Origin of the sequence: Azospirillum sp. BE72, assembly GCF_031455875.1 — a bacterium.
Taxonomy (GTDB): domain Bacteria; phylum Pseudomonadota; class Alphaproteobacteria; order Azospirillales; family Azospirillaceae; genus Azospirillum.
Genome location: NZ_JAVDTO010000015.1, coordinates 55826 through 74308, shown reverse-complemented (window position 1 = coordinate 74308; position 18483 = coordinate 55826). Strand labels below are relative to the sequence as shown.

At 70.8% G+C, this 18483-nt stretch carries 6 protein-coding genes; 3 read left to right on the top strand and 3 right to left on the bottom strand.

The features are described 5' to 3' along the window. Positions 1 to 25: 25 nt before the first annotated feature. Positions 26 to 493, bottom strand: coding sequence for a DUF1810 domain-containing protein (locus tag J2Y49_RS25865; protein WP_310118093.1), 468 nt, complete (start codon positions 491 to 493; stop codon positions 26 to 28). A 38-nt stretch (positions 494 to 531) separates the two neighbouring features. Next, positions 532 to 1602 (bottom strand): serine hydrolase, encoded by a 1071-nt coding sequence (locus tag J2Y49_RS25860; RefSeq protein WP_310118092.1) that lies wholly within the window; start codon positions 1600 to 1602, stop codon positions 532 to 534. Between the two features lie 344 nt (positions 1603 to 1946). On the opposite strand from J2Y49_RS25860, the gene J2Y49_RS25855 reads away from it, so the two are divergent. The 3 genes from J2Y49_RS25855 to J2Y49_RS25845 are packed head-to-tail and all read left to right on the top strand — an operon-like array spanning position 1947 to position 17281. Then, positions 1947 to 3548, top strand: coding sequence for a PfaD family polyunsaturated fatty acid/polyketide biosynthesis protein (locus tag J2Y49_RS25855; protein ID WP_310118259.1), 1602 nt, complete (start codon positions 1947 to 1949; stop codon positions 3546 to 3548). Between the two features lie 57 nt (positions 3549 to 3605). Continuing rightward, the gene (locus J2Y49_RS25850; RefSeq protein WP_310118090.1) at positions 3606 to 8930 is read left to right on the top strand and encodes an SDR family NAD(P)-dependent oxidoreductase; all 5325 of its coding nucleotides are present in this window, start codon (positions 3606 to 3608) and stop codon (positions 8928 to 8930) included. Next, positions 8927 to 17281, top strand: a complete 8355-nt coding sequence (locus J2Y49_RS25845) for a polyketide synthase (RefSeq protein WP_310118088.1) — start codon at positions 8927 to 8929, stop codon at positions 17279 to 17281. Before J2Y49_RS25850 ends, J2Y49_RS25845 begins: the two co-directional genes overlap by 4 nt. Here the strand turns inward: J2Y49_RS25845 and J2Y49_RS25840 are convergent. Beyond that, positions 17275 to 18462, bottom strand: coding sequence for a cyclic nucleotide-binding domain-containing protein (locus J2Y49_RS25840; RefSeq protein WP_310118087.1), 1188 nt, complete (start codon positions 18460 to 18462; stop codon positions 17275 to 17277). The genes J2Y49_RS25845 and J2Y49_RS25840 overlap by 7 nt on opposite strands. Positions 18463 to 18483 lie beyond the last annotated feature (21 nt).

The window sequence follows — 18483 nt, the reverse complement described above, 5'->3', positions numbered from 1 at the left end:
CCCTTCCCTCACCTGCGTGGGGCCCTCACCTGCGTGGGGGAGGGGGCGGCGCTGCCGCCAGTGCTCCCACCAGCGTCACAGTCGCATCGTCCATCCGGCCGTCGCACCGGCGGTCCAGCGCCTCATGGTACGGCGAATCCGCATGTCCGTCGGCCAGCGCGAAGAGCGTCATGGAGGACCGGAACTTCATGTCGTCGGGCGAGCCGAATATCTCGTGCAGCGTCCGTCCCTGCACCCCCAGCACAGCGCGCGTCGCCTGTTCCAGCCGGGGCCCGAGCGTGGGATGGGCCAGATATGCCTTCGCCTCGTCGAGGGAGGCAATGCCGTAGAACTCGGCGGTGGCGGAGCGGCCGAGCCCGCGCAACTGCGGGAATACGAACCACATCCAATGACTGCGCTTGCGCCCGCTCCGCAACTCGTCGAGCACGGTTGCGAAGACAGGCTCCTGCGCGCTCAGAAAGCGCTGGAGGTCGAATGGGTCGTCGGTCCGCATGTCGCCGGTCCTTCTTCCAGGGGGCAGGGCGGCGCCGGTCAGGCCTGCTCTGCCGCAGGCATGATGTGGCCGGTCAGCAGTGCGCCCAATTCGCCGACATAGCCGTCGGACCGCGCCGGCCGGGCGGGATCGGAGGTGACGACGACGGTCAGCCCGAGCGACGGCACCAGATACAGCATCTGCCCGCCATAGCCGCGGGCATAGGCGATGCGATGGCCGCTCGATTCCGCCAGGAACCAGCCATAGCCGTAGGCGTCGCCGGAATAGGGTGAGCGGGTGCGCGGCACCCAGGATTCCTGCGCCCAGGCCGCGCTGACCACCGGGTGCCCGTTCCAGGCACCGCCGCGGCTCCACATCTCGCCGAAGCGGAACAGGTCCAGCGGCGACAGCACCATGTTGTTGCCGCCCAGATAGAAGCCCTGCGGATCGCGCGTCCAGCCCGCCAGTTCGATGCCGAGCGGCCGGCCCAGCCAATCCCGCGCCAAGTCCAGCAGGCTGCGTCCGGAGACGCGGGCCAGCACCGCGCCCAGCACGTGATAGCTGCCGGTCGAATAGATCATCCGCTCGCCCGGCTCGGCGACGAAGGGACGGCCGAGCGCATCGGCGACCCAGTTCCGGCTTTCGATCCAGCGGCCGTAACCCGGCCCGGAGGTCGGCTCAAGCCCGGCCTGCATGGTGAGAAGCTGCGCTATGGTGATTCCACCCACCCGCGGATCCGCGCTCTTGGGGATCAGCCCCGGCGCCACCTCGCGGAGCGTCGCATCGACACCGCCCAGCAGGCCACGGTCGAGCGCGATGCCGGCCAGAGAGGCGACGATGGTCTTGGACACCGATTTGACGTTCACCGCGCGTTTGACAGGCGGTCCCCGGAAGGCCTCCGCGGCCACCACGGTGCCGTGCCGTCCGATCACCAGCGCGTGGAGCTGATCCAGAGTCGCGGCCCGGTCGAGCGCGCGGGTCAGCAGTGCCTGATTCAGCGACTTGCCGGCGGCAGGCATCCCGGCAGTCGCGGCGTGGACGGGGCGTGGCAGCAGAAAGCCGACGGAGGCGGCAGCCGCGGCGGCGAGGATGGTGCGCCGGTCCGGCGCGGGTCGGGGTGTCGGCTCCATGCCCAGCCATATGGTTGTGGTGTTTCACAATCCAAGCCTGTGCGGAGCGGCTTTCCAAATACGCACCAAGCTTTGTCCGCCCTCCGGCAGCCGCGACGCTTCGATGGAATTGTTTAAAGCGGGTAAAGATATTTCCAGGGTGAAATAAACTTTACCCTTCATGAAACCCAATTCATGCTTGCCACACCTCAAGAGTGGTAAGTAATAAAACTTCTGATGGGGAGTTCTTTGATTAGGGCTCCCTGATGCCGTACCGGGTGTGGGGACGACGGCTCGGAAGGCTCATGTTCGGATCTCCCGCCCTGGGGGATGGGTAAAGGCAATATTCGGGTGTCGATGTGGACATGAATTACCGGGAGACGGCGGTGCCGCCGCTTACATCGGCGACGGCTGGCTTCGATCCGTCTCCGCTTCTGGAAATGGCCCAGAGGATTCGGGAGCCGCTTTACATCGTCAGGAACCGGGAAGGCCGTCTTGGGGCTTCGACACGTCCTCCGGATTTCATCGCGGAGGGGCTTGAGCCCATCGCCACCCTGCCGCCGTTTTATCCGGAGTGGCTGGGTGATCGCGGTTTCCAGGAAGCCCACGGCTGCCGTTTCGCCTATGTGGCGGGGGAGATGGCGCGGGGCATCGCCACGCCGGCCATGGCGGTCGCTGCTGCCCGTGCCGGCCTGCTCGGCTTCTATGGCAGCGCCGGCCTGTCGCCGCAGCGGGTGCAGGAGGGCATTGCCGAAATCCGCGCGGCGCTTGGGCCGCAGGCGTCGGGCTGGGGCGCCAACCTGATCCACAGTCCCAACGATCCCGCCCTGGAAACCGCGATCTGCCGCCTGTTCCAGCAGCAGGGGGTGCGGCGCGTCTCGGCCTCCGCCTTCATGGCGCTGACCCCGTCGGTGGTGGAACTGGCCGCCAAGGGGTTGAGCCGCGATCCGGCCACCGGCGCGGTCCGCCGCCTGACCCACATCTTCGCCAAGGTCTCGCGGGCCGAGGTTGCTCGCCAATTCATGGCCCCGGCGCCGCAACGCATGCTGGCCGATCTGGTGGCGCGGGGCATCCTCACCGCCGACGAGGCCGAACTTGCCGCCGCCATTCCGGTGGCCGAGGACATCACGGTGGAGGCGGATTCCGGCGGCCACACCGACAATCGCCCGCTCACCGTCCTGTTCCCGATCATCCAGCGGCTGCGCGACGAACTGGTCGCCGGCCACGGTTACGACCGCAACATTCGCGTGGGTGCCGCCGGCGGGCTGGGGACCCCCGCCGCGCTGGCCGGCGCCTTCGCCATGGGCGCGGCCTATGTCGTCATCGGTTCGGTGAACCAGTCGGCGGCGGAGGCGGGGCAGCCGCTGTCGGTCCGCCGCATGCTGGCCGACCTGTCCAGCACCGACGTCACCATGGCGCCCGCCGCCGACATGTTCGAGATGGGCGTGAAGGTCCAGGTGATGAAGCGGGGCACCATGTTCCCGTTTCGCGCCCAGCGGCTGTACGAGCTGTACTGCCGCCATTCCGGCCTCGACGACCTTCCCGCGGCAGAGCGCGCGACCCTTGAACGGGATGTCTTCCAGGCCCCGCTCGAGGAGATCTGGCGCCAGACGAGCGAGCATTTCGCCGTCCGCGACCCCGCGGAACTGGCGCGCGCCGAGGCCGATCCCCGCCACCGCATGGCGCTGGTCTTCCGCTGGTACCTGTTCAACGCCGCCCGCTGGCCGACGCAGGACGAGGGCGCGCGGCGCCACGACTTCCAAGTCTGGTGCGGCCCGGCGATGGGCGCCTTCAACGACTGGGTGAAGGGCAGCTTCCTGGAGGCGGCGGACAAACGCACGGTCGAACAGATTGCCCGCAACCTGCTGGAAGGGGCCGCCGTGGTGACCCGCGCCCAGCAGATGCGCAGCGCGGGCCTGCCGGTGCCGGCCGCAGCCTTCACCTGGGTGCCGCGCCGGCTCGCCTGATCCAGCCTAATCAGCACGCTTCCGCCCCAATCCCCCCTCCGAACCTCCGAGACCGCCTTGAAGAACCGCCACCCCATCGCGATCGTCGGCATCGGCGCCATGTTTCCGGGTTCCGGCACCACTCACGGCTTTTGGCGCGACATCCTCGCCGGCCGGGATTGCATCGGCGACGTGCCCGCCACCCATTGGCTGGTGGAGGATTTCTACGATCCCGACCCCACGGCGCGGGACAAGACCTATTGCCGCCGCGGCGCCTTCCTGCCGCCGGCCACGCTGGATCCGCTGGAGTTCGGCATCCCGCCGCAGGCGCTGAGCGCCACCGACACCGCGCAGCTGCTGGCGCTGATCGTCGCCAAGGAGACGTTGGACGAGGCCTGCCGCACGCAGTTCCGCGACATCGACCGCAGCCGGACCAGCATCGTCCTGGGCGTGGCGTCCGCCACCGAACTGGTGGGGACCATGGGCGCGCGGCTGCAGCGGCCGGTCTGGGTCAAGGCCCTGCGCGAGGCTGGCCTGCCGGAGGATGAGGTGACGGCCATCTGCGACCGCATCTCGTCGCAGTATGTGGAATGGCAGGAGAGCAGCTTCCCCGGCGTGCTCGGCAATGTGGTGGCGGGGCGCATCGCCAACCGGCTCGACCTCGGCGGCACCAACTGCGTGGTGGATGCCGCCTGCGCCAGTTCGCTGTCGGCGCTGCTGATGGCGATGAACGAGCTGGAGCTTGGCCATTCGGATATGGTCATCAGCGGCGGCGTCGACGCCCTGAACGACATCTTCATGTACATGTGCTTCAGCAAGACGCCGGCCCTGTCCAAGAGCGGCGATTGCCGTCCCTTCTCCGACGCGTCGGACGGCACCATCGTCGGCGAGGGGCTGGGCCTGTTCGCCCTGCGCCGGCTGGAGGATGCCGAGCGCGACGGCAACCGTATCTACGCCGTCATCCGCGGGATCGGCTCGTCGTCCGACGGGCGCGCCACCAGCGTCTATGCCCCGCGTCCGGAAGGGCAGGCGGTGGCCTTGCGCCGCGCCTATGCCGATGCCGGCCATGACCCGCGCAGCGTCGAGCTGGTCGAGGCCCACGGCACCGGCACCCGAGCCGGCGATCTCGCCGAATTCACCGCGCTGACCCAGGTGTTCCGGGAAGCCGACGCGGAGTCCGGAGCCTGGTGCGCCATCGGCTCGATCAAATCGCAGATCGGCCACACCAAGGCCGCCGCCGGTTCCGCCGGGTTGCTGAAGGCAGCACTGTCGCTGCATCAGAAGGTCCTGCCGCCCACTATCAAGGTCGAGCGGCCCGACAGCCGGCTGAATCTGGAAAGCAGCCCCTTCTACCTGAACACCCGCGCCCGGCCCTGGGTGAAGGCGGACCGTCCCCGCCGCGCCTCCGTCAGCTCCTTCGGCTTCGGCGGCAGCAACTATCACGTGGCGCTGGAGGAATATACCGGGCCGCGAGCCGCGTCCCGCCTGTGGGCGGGCGGTGCGCTGCTGCTGGTGGGGGGCGCCGATGCGCGTGCCCTGGCCGACGCGGCGCGCGCCCTCGCTACCCGCGTGGAGACGGAGGGGCTGGAGGCGGTCGCCCGCGACAGCCAGATCGCCTTCGATCCACGGTCGCGCCACCGCCTCGCCATCGTCGCCGCCGATGCCCGGCAGTTCGAAGCGCGACTGGCGACCGCGCTCAAGCAGACTGGCGCCTTCAGCGCTCCCGGCATCCATCTGGCGGTGGACGAGGGTGGGGGCGAGGGCGGCGGCGGCAAGGTCGCCTTCCTGTTCCCCGGCCAGGGCAGCCAGTATGTGAGCATGGGCGCCGATCTGGCCGTCGCCTTCGACGAGGCCCGCGCCGTATGGGACCGCCAAGCGGCCCTTCCGGCGGCCTCGGGCCAGCCGCCGCTGCATCGCGTGGTCTTCCCGCCGCCCGCCTTCACTGGTGAGGAGGGGGAGGCGCAGGAAGCGACCCTCACCCGAATGATCCACGCCCAGCCCGCCATCGGCACAGCGAGCCTCGCCCTGCTGGCGGTGCTGGAGCGGGCCGGCGTCCGCGCCGACGCCGTGGCCGGCCATTCCTTCGGCGAGATCACGGCGCTGTGCGCTGCCGGTGCCATCGACCGCGACACCGCGCTGTCTCTGGCCGCAGAGCGCGCCCGCTGCATGGAGGATGCCGCGTCCGGCAGCGCCGGCGCCATGATCGCGGTTGCCGCCGGACGCGAGCGGGTGGAGCCGCTTCTGCAGGGGCTGGACGTGGTGCTGGCCAACGACAACGGTCCGGAGCAGGTGGTCCTGTCCGGTGTGCGCGCGGCGGTCGACTCTGCGGCGGCGCGGCTGGAGGCCGAGGGGCTGCGGGTGGTCCGGCTGAAGGTCGCCAGCGCCTTCCATTCGCCGGTGGTCGCGCAGGCCGCAGAGACCTTCCGCAGTGTCCTCGACGGCATGGAGTTCGGCTCTCTCACGGTCCCGGTCTACGCCAACCTCACCGCTGCACCCTATGGCGCTGCCGAGGTCCGCGACCTGCTGGCCGGGCAGATCGCCGGCACGGTCCGCTTCCGCGAGACGGTCGAGATGCTCTATGCCGACGGCGTCCGGACCTTCGTTGAGGTCGGGCCGGGTGCGGTGTTGAGCGGTCTGGTGGCGCAGTGCCTGGGCGACCGTCCGCATCTGGCCGTGGCCCTGGACCGGCGCGGCTCCAACGGCGTCGCCTGCCTGCTGGAGGGGTTGGGCGCGCTGGCGGTGCATGGCGTGCCCGTCGATTTCCAAGCGCTGTGGGCCGGCTTCACCGAAGAGCGTAAGCCCAAGCCCGCATCGCCCGCCGCCGTCCGGATCAGCGGCGCCAATTTCGGCAAGATCTACCCGCCGCCGGGCGGGGCCGCAGCATTGCCGAAGCCCAACCCGCCGCGCCCCGCCGTTGCGTCGTCCGCGCCGACTCCCCTGGCACCGGCTAAATCTGCCCCGGTCCACTCCCCGTCCATCGAAGAAGCTCCGATCATGGTCACGAACTCTCCCGCTCCGCAGCCGGCGCCCATTCCCGTCGCGACCGCGCCGGTTGAGACGATCTATCACCATGTCGCCGACGCCCACGCCGCCTTCCAGCGCGCCATCGCCGAAAGCCATCAGGCTTTCCTGGCGGTCGCCGGTCAGGCGATCCAGAGCCTCAGCGGTGTCCCGGCATGGCCGGCGGCAGCACCCGCCGCCCCAATGGCGCCGACCATGGCGCCGAGCATGCCGGCGCCCGTTGCCATACCGGCCTTGGCGCCGGTGCCGCCGGCACCACCGGTGATGCCAGCACAGAGGCAGACGCCCGTCACCGCAGCGCCGCAGCATTTCGCTCCGGCCAGGGTGGAACCTGTTCAGGCCAAGCCCCAGCCGGTGACGGCACCCGCCGCGCCCGTTGCCGCTCCGCCCGCGGTCAACGCCCGGGACATCGTGCTGGCGGTGATTGCCGACAAGACCGGCTACCCGGTGGACATGCTGACGGCGGACATGGAGCTTGAGGCCGGTCTGGGCATCGATTCCATCAAGCAGGTGGAGATCTTCTCGACCCTGCAGGAGCGCATTCCGGCGCTGGGCGACGCCGACATGCGCGAACTGAACGCGCTGAAGACCATCGGCCAGATCCTCGCCATGGCCGACAGCCGCAGTGGCAGCGCCCCCGCACCGGCACCCGCACCGGCACCCGTCCAGGCGCCCGTGGTGGCGGCGGTGGCTCCGTCGGTCGACGTCGGCACGTTGTTCATGGGGCTGGTGGCCGAGAAGACCGGCTATCCCATCGAGATGCTGAGCCCTGAAATGGAATTAGAGGCCGGTCTGGGCATCGATTCCATCAAGCAGGTCGAGATCTTCTCGGCCCTGGTCGAACGCCTGCCGGAACTGGCATCGGTCGAGATGCGCGAATTGACCGCGCTCAAGACGGTGGGCGCGGTGATCGCCCGGATCGAGGGCGACGCCCCGGCCGCCCAGCAGACGCCCCAGACCCAGGCCTTGCCTGCGTTATCGGCCGGCACGCTCCGCACGTGCTCCGTCCTGGAAGAGCGGAAAGCGGGCGGTGCCGACATGCTGCGCGGCCTGACCAGTGTCGCCGTCGTGCCGGATTCGTCGGGTGTCGCCGCCGAACTGGTGGCGCTGCTGTCGGCCAAGGGCATTGCCGCCCGGATTGCCGACCTGCCGGGCGAGCAGGATGACGCGGTGCTGTTCTTGGCCGGGCTCGACGGCGCCGATGCCGCTTCGGCCGCCGACCTGCATTGGCGGGCGCTCGCCGTGGCGAAGGCCGCCGACGCCCGCTTGGGCAAGACCGGCGGGGCCTTCGTCACCGTCGAGAAGGGCGGCGAGGCGTGGCTGGGGCTTGGCGGCCTCGTCCTGACGGCGGCGCATGAATGGCCGGCGGCGCGGGTGAAGGCTATCGATCTGGAGCCGGGCGACCGCTCCGCCGCCGAACTCGCCCGCGCGCTCGCCGCCGAGATCGCCACCGGCGACGGCGATGCGGAGGTCCGGCTGGCGGCCGACGGCAAGCGCCTCGTGCGGACACTGCGCGACGGGGAGGCGGTCGACGGCCCGCTGCCGCTGGACCAAGGCGCGGTGATCGTCGTCTCCGGCGGTGCCCGCGGCGTGACCGCCGTGGCGCTGGAGCAGCTGTCCCGCCGCATCCGTCCCACCTTGGTCATCCTGGGGCGCAGCGACCCCGGCGCGGCACCGGTTCTGCCGGGCATGCCCGAGGATGCGGATGAGACCGCCGTCCGCCGGGCGGTGATCGCCGGCCCCGGCGCCGGCAGGCAGCCGCGCGAGATCGAGGCGATGGTCAAGGCCATCCTGTCCGCCAACGAGGCCCGTTCCACCATCCGCCGGCTGGAAGCGGCCGGCGCCCGCGTCCACTACTGCCGCGCCGACGTGCGCGACGCGGCGTCGGTCGCGCAGGCGCTGGCGGCGGTCCGTGCCGAGGCCGGGCCGATTTCCGGCATCGTCCATGGCGCCGGCGTGCTGGCCGACAAGCGCATCGGCGACAAGACGCGCGACCAGTTCGACGCCGTCTTCGGCACCAAGGTGGAGGGAATCGCCAATCTTCTGGCTGCCACCCGCGAGGATCCGCTGCGCGTCATCTGCCTGTTCTCCTCCATCGCATCGCTGCACGGCAATGCCGGGCAATGCGACTACGCCATGGCCAACGGCGTGCTGAACGCCGTGGCGCGGGCGGAGGCGGCGCACCGGCCGGGCTGCACGGTCAAGGCCATCGCCTGGGGACCGTGGGACGGCGGAATGGTCGGGCCGGCACTGAAGCAGCATTTCCGCCGCATGTCGGTCGAGTTGATCGCGCCGGCCGACGGCGCCGACTTCATGCTGCGCGAACTGGCCCAGCCGCCGGCCGGCGATGTGGTCGTCTCCTGCATCGGGCGTCAGGCATGAGCCAGTTCCCGCCCATCGCCATCATCGGTCACGGCTGCGTGCTGCCGGGCGCCCTCGGCCCGGCCGATCTTTGGCGGGCCGTCGTCGAGGGGCGGGATTTGCTGCGTCCGGTACCGCCGGGCGTCTGGCGCGTCGATACCGCAAAGGCGCTGTCGCCCCAGGCGCCCGAACGCTCGGCGACCGACCGCGGCGGCTATGTGCAGGGCTTCGACGCCATCTTCGATCCCAACGGCTTCGCCTGCCCGGCGGCGGAGTTGGCCGGGCTCGATCCGTTGGTGCTCTGGCTGGTCCACAGCGGACGCGAGGCGCTGCGCGAAGCCGGGCTGGACGTCGCCCCGCGCGGGCGCTGCGGCCTGATTGCCGGCAACCTGTCCTACCCGACCGCCAGCCTCAGCGCCTACGCCGAGGCGGTCTGGCTGGACTGGGAGGGACCGAAGCCGGCCAACCGTTTCTCGTCAGGCCTGCCGGCGCAGCTGGCCGCCCGCGCCCTTGGCCTGCAGGGGGCGGCCTTCTGCCTGGATGCCGCCTGCGCGTCCTCGCTCTATGCCGTCAAGCTGGCCTGCGACCAGCTCCATGACGGTCACGCCGACCTGATGGTCGCGGCGGGCGTCAACCGTGGCGACGACCTGTTCCTCCATATGGGCTTCACCGCGCTCAACGCGCTCAGCCCCACCGGCCGCAGCCGGCCCTTCCACCGCGAGGCCGATGGACTGATCCCCGCCGAGGGGGCGGCCTGCGTGGTGCTGAAGCGGCTGGACGACGCGGTGCGCGACGGCAACCGCATCCTCGGCGTCATCCGCGGCATCGGCCTGTCCAACGACGGGCGCAGCCGCGGCTTCCTCGTTCCCGACGCCGGTGGGCAGGAGCGCGCCATGGCCGCGGCCTATGCCCAGGCGGGTTTCGGGCCGGAGGCGGTGTCGCTGGTGGAATGCCACGCCACCGGGACGGCGTTGGGCGATGCCACCGAAATCGCCAGCATGGGCCGGGTCTTCGCCGGCCTGAGGGATGTGCCGATCGGGTCGCTGAAGTCCAACCTGGGCCATCTGATCGCCGCCGCTGGTCTGGCCGGCATGGTCAAGGTGATCCAGGCGATGGCGGCCGGCATCCGCCCGCCGACCCTGCATGCCGATGCGGCGCCGCTGGACGGCATCCATGCCTCGCCCTTCCGCCTGCTGGACCGGGCGGAGCCGTGGGACGCGGAAGGGCCGCGCCGCGCCGGCATCAGCGCCTTCGGCTTCGGCGGCAACAACGCGCATCTGGTGCTGGAGGAGTGGCACCCCGCCACCGTGTCCGTTCCGGTTGTCGTTCCCCCGCCGCCGCTGCGCGTGGCGGTCGTCGGCCTTTCCGTCGTCACCGCTGCCGATGACTTCGCCGCGGCCTTGGCCGCACCTCCTTCGGGAAATGCCCCGTGCGCCCTGGACAGCATCACGCTGGATCTTGCCGCCACCCGCGTCCCGCCCGCCGACCTGCTGCATGCCCTGCCGCAGCAGTTGCTGGCGATGAAGGCGGTGGCCCGCGCCGTCGCCGATGCGCCGGCCCTGCCGGCGGCCACCACCGGCGTGCTGATGGGCATGGGCTGCGACGCCGAGGTGGCGCGGCGCGGCCTTGGCGTGCGGCTGGCCGACCTCTGCGGTCCCGACGCCAGCGTGGATCTCGGTCCGCCGCTGAACGCGGCGGGCGTCATCGGCACCATGCCCAACATCGTCGCCAACCGCTTCAACGCCCAGTTCGACTGGCGCGGCCCCAGCTATTCGGTGTCGGCGGAAGAGTTGTCCGGGCTTGCCGGGCTGCGCATCGCCGCCCGCGCCCTGGTGACGGGCGAGCTGGACGCGGCGGTCGTCGGCGCGGTCGACCTGTCCTGCGAGCCGGTGCACCGGAGCGCGCTGGCCGTCCTGCGCCCCGGTCTCGACACGCCCGGCGACGCCGCCGTCGTCCTGGTGCTGCGCCGGGTGGAGTGCGCCGAGGCAGCCGGCGAGCCGATCCACGCCATCCTCGACCTGTCGTCCGCCGCCGAAGCCGAGTTCACCATCGTCGGGCCGCAAGGGGCGAATTCGGGGGCGAGCCCCGTCACCCGCCGCTTCGGCCATGCCCATGCGGCGTCGGGCCTGCTGCATGTGGCCGCCGCCGTCGTCGCTTGCCGCGGGCGCATGAAGCACGGTGACGGCGCCGCCCAGCCCTGGCTGGATGCCGGTCGCCTGCGCGCCCGCGTGAGCGTCGAGGCGCTGGGCGGCGCGGCCGACGGCCTTCTGGTCGAAAGCGGAAGCATTGCCGAGCCGGCCGTCCCGCCGCCGGCCACACGCCTGCGCTGGTTCGCCGCCGCCGACCGGGCGGAGCTGTGCGCGCGCATCCGGCGCGGCGAGGATGGCGGGCAGGGTCCGGTGCGGCTGGCCTTTGCCTGTCCGGCCGGCAAGGAGGCCGACACCCTCTCCCGCGCGTTGACCGTTGCCGAGGGACGCGAGGCTGCCCCCGACGGCATCCATTTCGGCGAGCGGCCGCTCGGTGGCGGGCTGGCGCTGGTCTTCACCGGGGCCGCGGCGGCCTATGAGGGGATGGGGCGCGAGCTTTTCCTGTCGATGCCCGATGTAGGCCGGAGCGTGACTGCGCGCTTTCCCATCCTCGCCCATGCGGCGGATCGGCTCTACGGGTCGGCGGAAGCGCTCGACGCCATGGTGCAGCTGCAGACCTGCGCCCTGATCTGCCAGACCCATGCGGAGGTGAGCCGGGCCGTCCTCGGCCTGCGGCCTGCGGCCGTGATGGGGCTGTCCTCCGGCGAGACCAACGCGCTGTTCGCCGCGGGCGTGTGGTCGGACATGGGCGCCATGTTCGCGGAGATTGACGCGTCGGGCATCTACGGCCGCCATCTGACCGGCGACTGCCTTGCGGCCGCGCAATCCTGGGGGCAGGCGGGGGCCGCAGACTGGCGCAACTGGCGCCTGCTGGCCCCGATCGGGGAGGTGGAGGCGGCGTTGGCCGGCCTGCCCCGCGTGTCGATCACCATCGTCAACGCGCCGCAGGATTGCGTGATCGGCGGCGATGCCGATTCCTGCCGCCAGGCGATTGCCCGCATCGGGGCGCACCGCGCCCTGCCGCTGGGCCAGGACATGGTGGTGCATTGCGCGGAGATGGCGCCCTGCGCGCCGGTCTGGCGCCGGATCCACAGCCGCGAAACCACGCCGCCCGAGCGCATCGCCGTCTATGCCAACGCCTTCGGCCAAGCCTACCGGCCGTCGGTCGAGCTGTGCGCCGAGGCACTGACCCGTCAGGCGCTGGAACGGGTGGACTTCCCCCGCACGATCCGCCGCGCCCATGACGACGGGCTGCGGATCTTCGTCGAGCATGGTCCGCGCAACGCCCTGACCCGCTCCATCGCCGCCACGTTGGCCGGCCGCGAGCATCTGGCGGTCAGCCTGGACCACCCCGGCCGTGCGCCGCTGGAACAGCTCGCCCATGTGGCGGCCGCGCTGTTCGCCGCCGGGCAGGAGCCGGCCATGGCCGAAGTCGCCCGCCGCCTGGAGCGCCGGACCGCAGCGCCGCCAGCCCAGCCCCTGACCTTCGCCGCCCATGCCGCGCCCGTCGCGGTCGTTCTCGGACAGCCGATGCCCCCCGCACCGCCCCTGCCGCCGGTCGCCGACCTGCCGCCCCCCGATCTGGCCGCCCGCCGCCCCCTGGATGAGGCGCCTGAGCCTGAGCCTGAGCCGATTCTTGCAGTCCCCACGGCCGACAGTCCAATCGCCCGCATCCTCGCCCGTACGGCGGAGCTTCACACCGGCTACCTGAAGACCGCGTCGGATCTGCACCGGACCTACCTGCAGGGTTTCGGGGTGCCGACGCTGTCCACTCTCCCTCTCCCCCCCGGGGAGAGGATCGGGGTGAGGGGGATGCATGGAGTGGATTCTCGGGTAACGAACACTGCGGAACCCCCTCACCCTAACCCTCTCCCCGGGGGGGAGAGGGGATTGTCCCTGCCGGACCGTCCGCTCTGGGACCGCGCCCAGCTGGAAATCCTGGCGTCCGGCAAGGTGTCCGACATCTTTGGTCCGCTGTTCGCGCAGCAGGACGGCTACGCGCGTCAGGTCCGTATGCCGGAGCCGCCGCTGCTGCTGGTGGACCGCGTCATCTCCATCACCGGCGAACCGGGCGGCATGGGGCTGGGCTCCATCGTCACGGAGACGGACGTCACGCCCGACAGCTGGTATCTGCACAACGACCGCATGCCGGTGGGGCTCGCCATCGAATCCGGGCAGGCCGACCTGCTGCTGGTCTCCTGGCTGGGCGCCGATTTCCGCAACAGGGGGGAGCGCGTCTACCGCCTGCTCGGCTGCGAGATGACCTACCATGAGGGCGGCCTGCCGCGGGTCGGCGATACCCTGCGCTACGACATCCACATCGACGGTCATGCCCGCATGGGCGAGGTCGGGCTGTTCTTCTTCCATTACGACTGCCGCATCGGCGACCGGCTGGTGCTGTCGGTCCGCAACGGGCAGGCCGGCTTCTTCACCGACCATGAGCTGGCCAACTCCGGTGGCGTGTTGTGGAGCGCCGAGGAGGACCGACCCAAGGACGGCGCGCGCCTGGACCCGCTGCCCTGCCCGTCGCGCCACCGCGCCTTCACCGCCGAACAGCTAGACCTCTGGACCGCCGGCCGGGCCTTCGCCTGCTTCGGCGAGGGGTTCGAACTGGCCGGCAGCCACCAGCGCACCCCGGCGATCCCGCAGGGGCGCATGCGCCTGATCGACAGCGTGAGCGCCTTCGAACCGCAGGGCGGCCCCTGGGGCCGGGGATATCTGCGGGCGGAAAGCCATGTCCCGGCCGACGCCTGGTTCTATGCCGGCCATTTCAAGAACGATCCCTGCATGCCCGGCACGCTGATGGCCGAGGGCGCGGTGCAGGCGGTGGCGACCTTCATGGCGGCCGGCGGCTTCACCATCGGGCGCGATTCCTGGCGGTTCGAGCCGGTGCCGGACGAGCCCGCCCGCTTCGTCTGCCGCGGGCAGGTGATCCCCGACGACGCCCATCATCTGGTCTACGAGGTCTTCGTCGAGGAGATCGAGGACGGGCCGACGCCCATCGTCCGTGCCGCGCTTCTGTGCAGTGCCGATGGCTTCAAGGTTTTCCACTGCCGCGCCTTCGCCGTGCGGATGGTGCCCGACTGGCCGCTGGGCCACGGGGGTCATACCCTGCCGGCGCTGCTGGAGGCGCCGCGCATCGTCGGTACCCGCGGCGATGTGCGCGGCGATTACGAGGCGCTGCTGGCCTGCGCCTGGGGGGCGCCGTCGCTGGCCTTCGGCAGCATGTATGCCCGCTTCGATGCCGGGCGGGTGCCGCGCCTGCCGGGGCTGCCCTATCACTTCATGACCAGCGTGGTCTCGGTGAACTGCCCGGCCGGGGAGCCGACCGTCGGCGGTACGCTCCTCGTCGATTACGCGGTGGAACCGGAGGCGTGGTATTTCGCCCGGAACGCCGCGCCGGTCATGCCCTTCTGCGTGCTGATGGAGGTGCTGCTGCAGCCCTGCGGCTGGCTGGCCTCCTATATGGGTTTCGCGCTCGCCTCCACTGAGGATCTGGCGATCCGCAACCTGGACGGCGACGCCGCCCGCGTGATGGCCGAGGTGACGCCCACCGATACCCGCATCCGCACCGAGGCGACGCTGTCCCGCTTCTCCCGCGCCGGCGGCATCACCCTGATCTCCTTCAAGGTCCGGGCCTGGGTCGACGACCGGCCGCTGATGGAATTGGAAACCTCCTTCGGCTTCTTCGCATCCGCCGCGCTGGCGAAGCAGAACGGCCTGCCGCCACTGCCGGACGACGATGCGCGGGGGATTCCCCCCGCCACATCCGTCGTGGAGCCGCGCCGCACGAGGCTGGCGGACGGCATGCTGAGCATGGTGGACGAGGTCACCGGCTGGTGGCCGCAGGGCGGAGCCGGCGGGCTGGGGCTGATCCGCGGCCGGCAGGTGGTCGATCCGGAATCCTGGTACTTCAAGGCCCATTTCTTCCAGGACCCGGTTCAGCCCGGCTCGCTGGGGGTCGAGGCGCTGCTGCAATTGCTGGAGCGCGCCATGATTCTGGCGGGGCTGGACAGCGAATTGCCGGCGCCGCGCTTCGAAGGGGCGGCGCTGGACCAGACGCTGCGCTGGAAGTATCGCGGTCAGGTCGTCCCCACCAACCGGACCGTCACCACGGAAATCGAGATTGTGCGGATCGAGCGCGACGAGCGCGGCATCCTGGCCGTCGCCCGCGGCAGCCTGTGGGCCGACGATCTGCGCATCTACGAGGTGGACGGGCTGGCGGCGCGTCTGGTGCCCGGCGATGGCGGCAACGGCGGCATCCGTCTGGATTTGGACAGCGCTCCCTGGCTGGGCGACCATCGCCCCACCCATTCCGCAGCCGCGGTCCCGCTGACCTGTCTCGCCGACATCATGGCGGCGGCGGCTCATGGGAAATGCATCGCCGCCTTGGAGGATGTCAGGGTGCAGCGCTGGGCGACGGTGCCGGTGACGCTGGTTCCGGAGGTGGAACCCGATGGGCGCGTCACTCTGCGGGACGGCGGCAGCATCCTGGCGACCGGCCGGGTGGTGCGGGCGGACGCATGGCTGGCCCCGCCGCAGCCCTTCGCCCCCCTGGAGGATGCCCGGCCCTCGCCATGCCCCTATGCCGCGGCGGAGCTGTTCCACGGCCCGGCCTTCCAGATTCTGAGCGGCTTGCGAACCGGTTCCGGCGGCGCGTCCGCCGATCTGGACGCGGCCAAGGCGGCGCGGGTTCCGGGGCCGATCGGTCCAGCGCTGCTCGATGCCGGTCTCCATGCCACCCCCCGCCATGCCCCCGAACTCTGGTGGGGGGACAGGGCGGCGGGGATGCTCGCCTATCCCAGCGCCATCGAGCGGCTGAGTTTCTTCGGCCCGACCCCGCGCGACGGCACGGTCCGCATCGAGGTGCGTGCCCTTCCCCTGGACCCGCAGGGGCGCGCCCGGTCCCGCCTGCAATGGATCGCCGATGGACGGGTCTGGGCCGAGATGGAGCTTGCCGACGTGCTGTTCCCCAAGGGCGCGCTCGGCAAGGCTCCCGCCCCGGCGCGACAGGCGTTCCTGCGCGACCGCAAGGCGGCACCCGGCGTGCGCCTGTCGCGGGCGGAGAACGGAGTCACCCGGCTGAGCGCCCGCGAGGTGGCGGCGAGCAACTGGCTGCCGGGGACCCTGGAAAGCCTCTATGGCGTGTCGGGAAACCCCTCCGACATGGCCCGCGCCATTGCCGCAAAGGAACATGCGGCGGCGCAGCTCGGCGTCCATCCGGGGGTGGTGACGGTCGAGGGCGATGTCGCCCGCTGCACCGGTGCGCCGCTCAACCCGGTTCCGCTTTCGGTCACGCGCGACGGCACCGACTGGGTGGTGACCGGCACGGTCCCCGCCGCTCCCGACGTCGCGCCGCTCAAGGCCTTCTGGCGTTCCCATCTGGGGACCGCCGACTGGCCGGTGGAGGACCTGTTCCTGGCGCTGGCCGGCGAGTTCGTCGGCCAGGTTCGCGTGACGGAGCTGGACGAGCTCGCCCGCATCCGCGACCGCGGCGCGCTGTTCCTCGGCAACCATCAGGTGGCAGTGGAATCGCTGACCTTCACGCTGGTGGCCGCCGCCCTGACCGGCCGGCCGATCCTGACGGTCGCCAAGGCGGAGCATCGCAACACTTGGCTGGGCAGCCTGCTGGCCTTGTCCGGCAGCGCTCCGGGGCTTCGCCTGCCGCAGATGATGATGTTGTTCGACCGGGAGGATCCGGCGGCCATGCTGGGGCTGATGGAGCAGGCGCGCGAGGCGGTGAAGCACCACGGCATGTCGATCATGGTCCATGCGGAGGGCACGCGGTCGCTGTCCTGCCGGACGCCGGTGTCCCGCCTGTCCGGGGTATTCCTGGATCTGGCGGCGAGGCTGGAGGTTCCCATCGTGCCGGTCCGCTTCGCCGGTGCCCTGCCGGTGGAATCTGCGCCGGAGCGGCTGGACTTCCCGCTGGGCTTCGCCCGTCAGGACATCCATATCGGCGCCCCGCTGTGGCCGGAAGACCTGGCGAGCCTGCCCCTGGCGGAGCGCAAGAGGGCCGTCCTCGACGCCATCAACGGGACCGGAGCGGCGCTTTCCGACGAAGTGCCCAACGAACCGCGCCCGGACTTCGAAGAGGCGGCGAGGGCGATCGCATCCACGCAAGGGCTCGGCCTGCCCCGCGCGGCGACCCTGCAGGCGGTGTTGAACGCGATCCCAAGCGACCGTCCGCTCGCCGGTCTCGCCCGCCGCATGGCGATGGGCGAGGGGGCGGAGGACGCCGACCCGTGGCTGTCTGCCCTGGCCGGCTGGTTCCGAACTCAGTAGATGGGAATGCCGACGATCATCAGGCCGAAGACGCCGAGGATGGCGTGGGACACGCTGCTGCCGACCAGCGATCCCTGGCGGGCGAAGATCCAGCCCCAATAGAGGCCGATGGGGAACACCGCGAGCGCGAGCGCGATGGAAACATGCAGGTGGGTGGCGCTGAACAGCATGTTGGACAGGACGATGGCTTCCGCCGTCTTGTATTTGCTCGTCAGGAAAAGCTGGAAGGACGCCTGGGTGCCGCGGGCGATGGTTTCCTGGATCGGTGTGAAGGCGCAATAGGCGCTGCCGTAGAGAAGGATTTCGCCCAGAGACAGCCCGGTGGACCGCGCGAAATCGAACACCGGCTGCCCCTGCAGGGATGGGATCATCGTCACGCCGATCCATTTCAGCATGACGATCAGCAGGGCGACGGGGATGGACAGCACCACGCCTTCCAGCGCGTTGCGCCGCCAGTTCTTCAGGGTGAAACCATAGGCGCTGGGCGGCCAGGGGCTGGTCTTTACGGTTCGGTACACGCCGAAGGCGAAGGCGGTCAGGATCGGCAGGCTGATGAGGGAGGTGTCGGGAACCACCTTGCTGAGCGCCGTGGTGACGCCCAAGGCGAACATGTAGAAGCAGAGGCCGACGAGAAGGCGGAAGATGAACTTGCTCATCTCCACGCGGTTCTCGGCCTCGTTCAGCTGGCGGCGCAGGGTCTGGACCGTCACCTCGTTGGTGCGGCGCAGACGTGCGGCCAGTTCATAGGCCAGATTGATCTTGAGACGGCTGTCGACGCCGAGCCGGCTGTCGGGATGCTCGCGCAGGCGGGCGAGCGGAACGGCGATGACCTCGCTGTCTTCGGCGGCGCGGACGGCGCCGGAGCGCGGACCGCTGTCGAGCAGCGACACCTCGCCGATGGACTGGCCCGCCGTCAGCAGGGCGAGGCGATGGCGGACGTCGGTGCCCTCCTCGCGCTTCAGGACCTCGAAGCTGCCGGAGAGGATGAAGAAGAGCGCGTCGCCAGGATCGCCCTCTTCGAACAGAAGCTGGCCCCGGGGGATCTTGCGGGGGCCATCCATGATGGCGGCCAGTTGCCGGATGTTCTCGTCCGAGAAGCCTTCCAGAAGAGGCGCGTTCCTCAGACGCTCGTCGATTTCCAGATGCCGCGCATCCGACGGCGCGCCACCAAAACCTTCCATCTCATCCCCCTCGCCCGAAAA

What these genes read in the sequence shown, in the direction of transcription:
- J2Y49_RS25860 (WP_310118092.1), bottom strand. Translation starts at nt 1,602, where the DNA reads ATGGAGCCGACACCCCGACCCGCGCCGGACCGGCGCACCATCCTCGCC.
- J2Y49_RS25840 (WP_310118087.1), bottom strand. Translation starts at nt 18,462, where the DNA reads ATGGAAGGTTTTGGTGGCGCGCCGTCGGATGCGCGGCATCTGGAAATC.
- J2Y49_RS25855 (WP_310118259.1), top strand. Translation starts at nt 1,947, where the DNA reads ATGAATTACCGGGAGACGGCGGTGCCGCCGCTTACATCGGCGACGGCT.
- J2Y49_RS25845 (WP_310118088.1), top strand. Translation starts at nt 8,927, where the DNA reads ATGAGCCAGTTCCCGCCCATCGCCATCATCGGTCACGGCTGCGTGCTG.
- J2Y49_RS25865 (WP_310118093.1), bottom strand. Translation starts at nt 493, where the DNA reads ATGCGGACCGACGACCCATTCGACCTCCAGCGCTTTCTGAGCGCGCAG.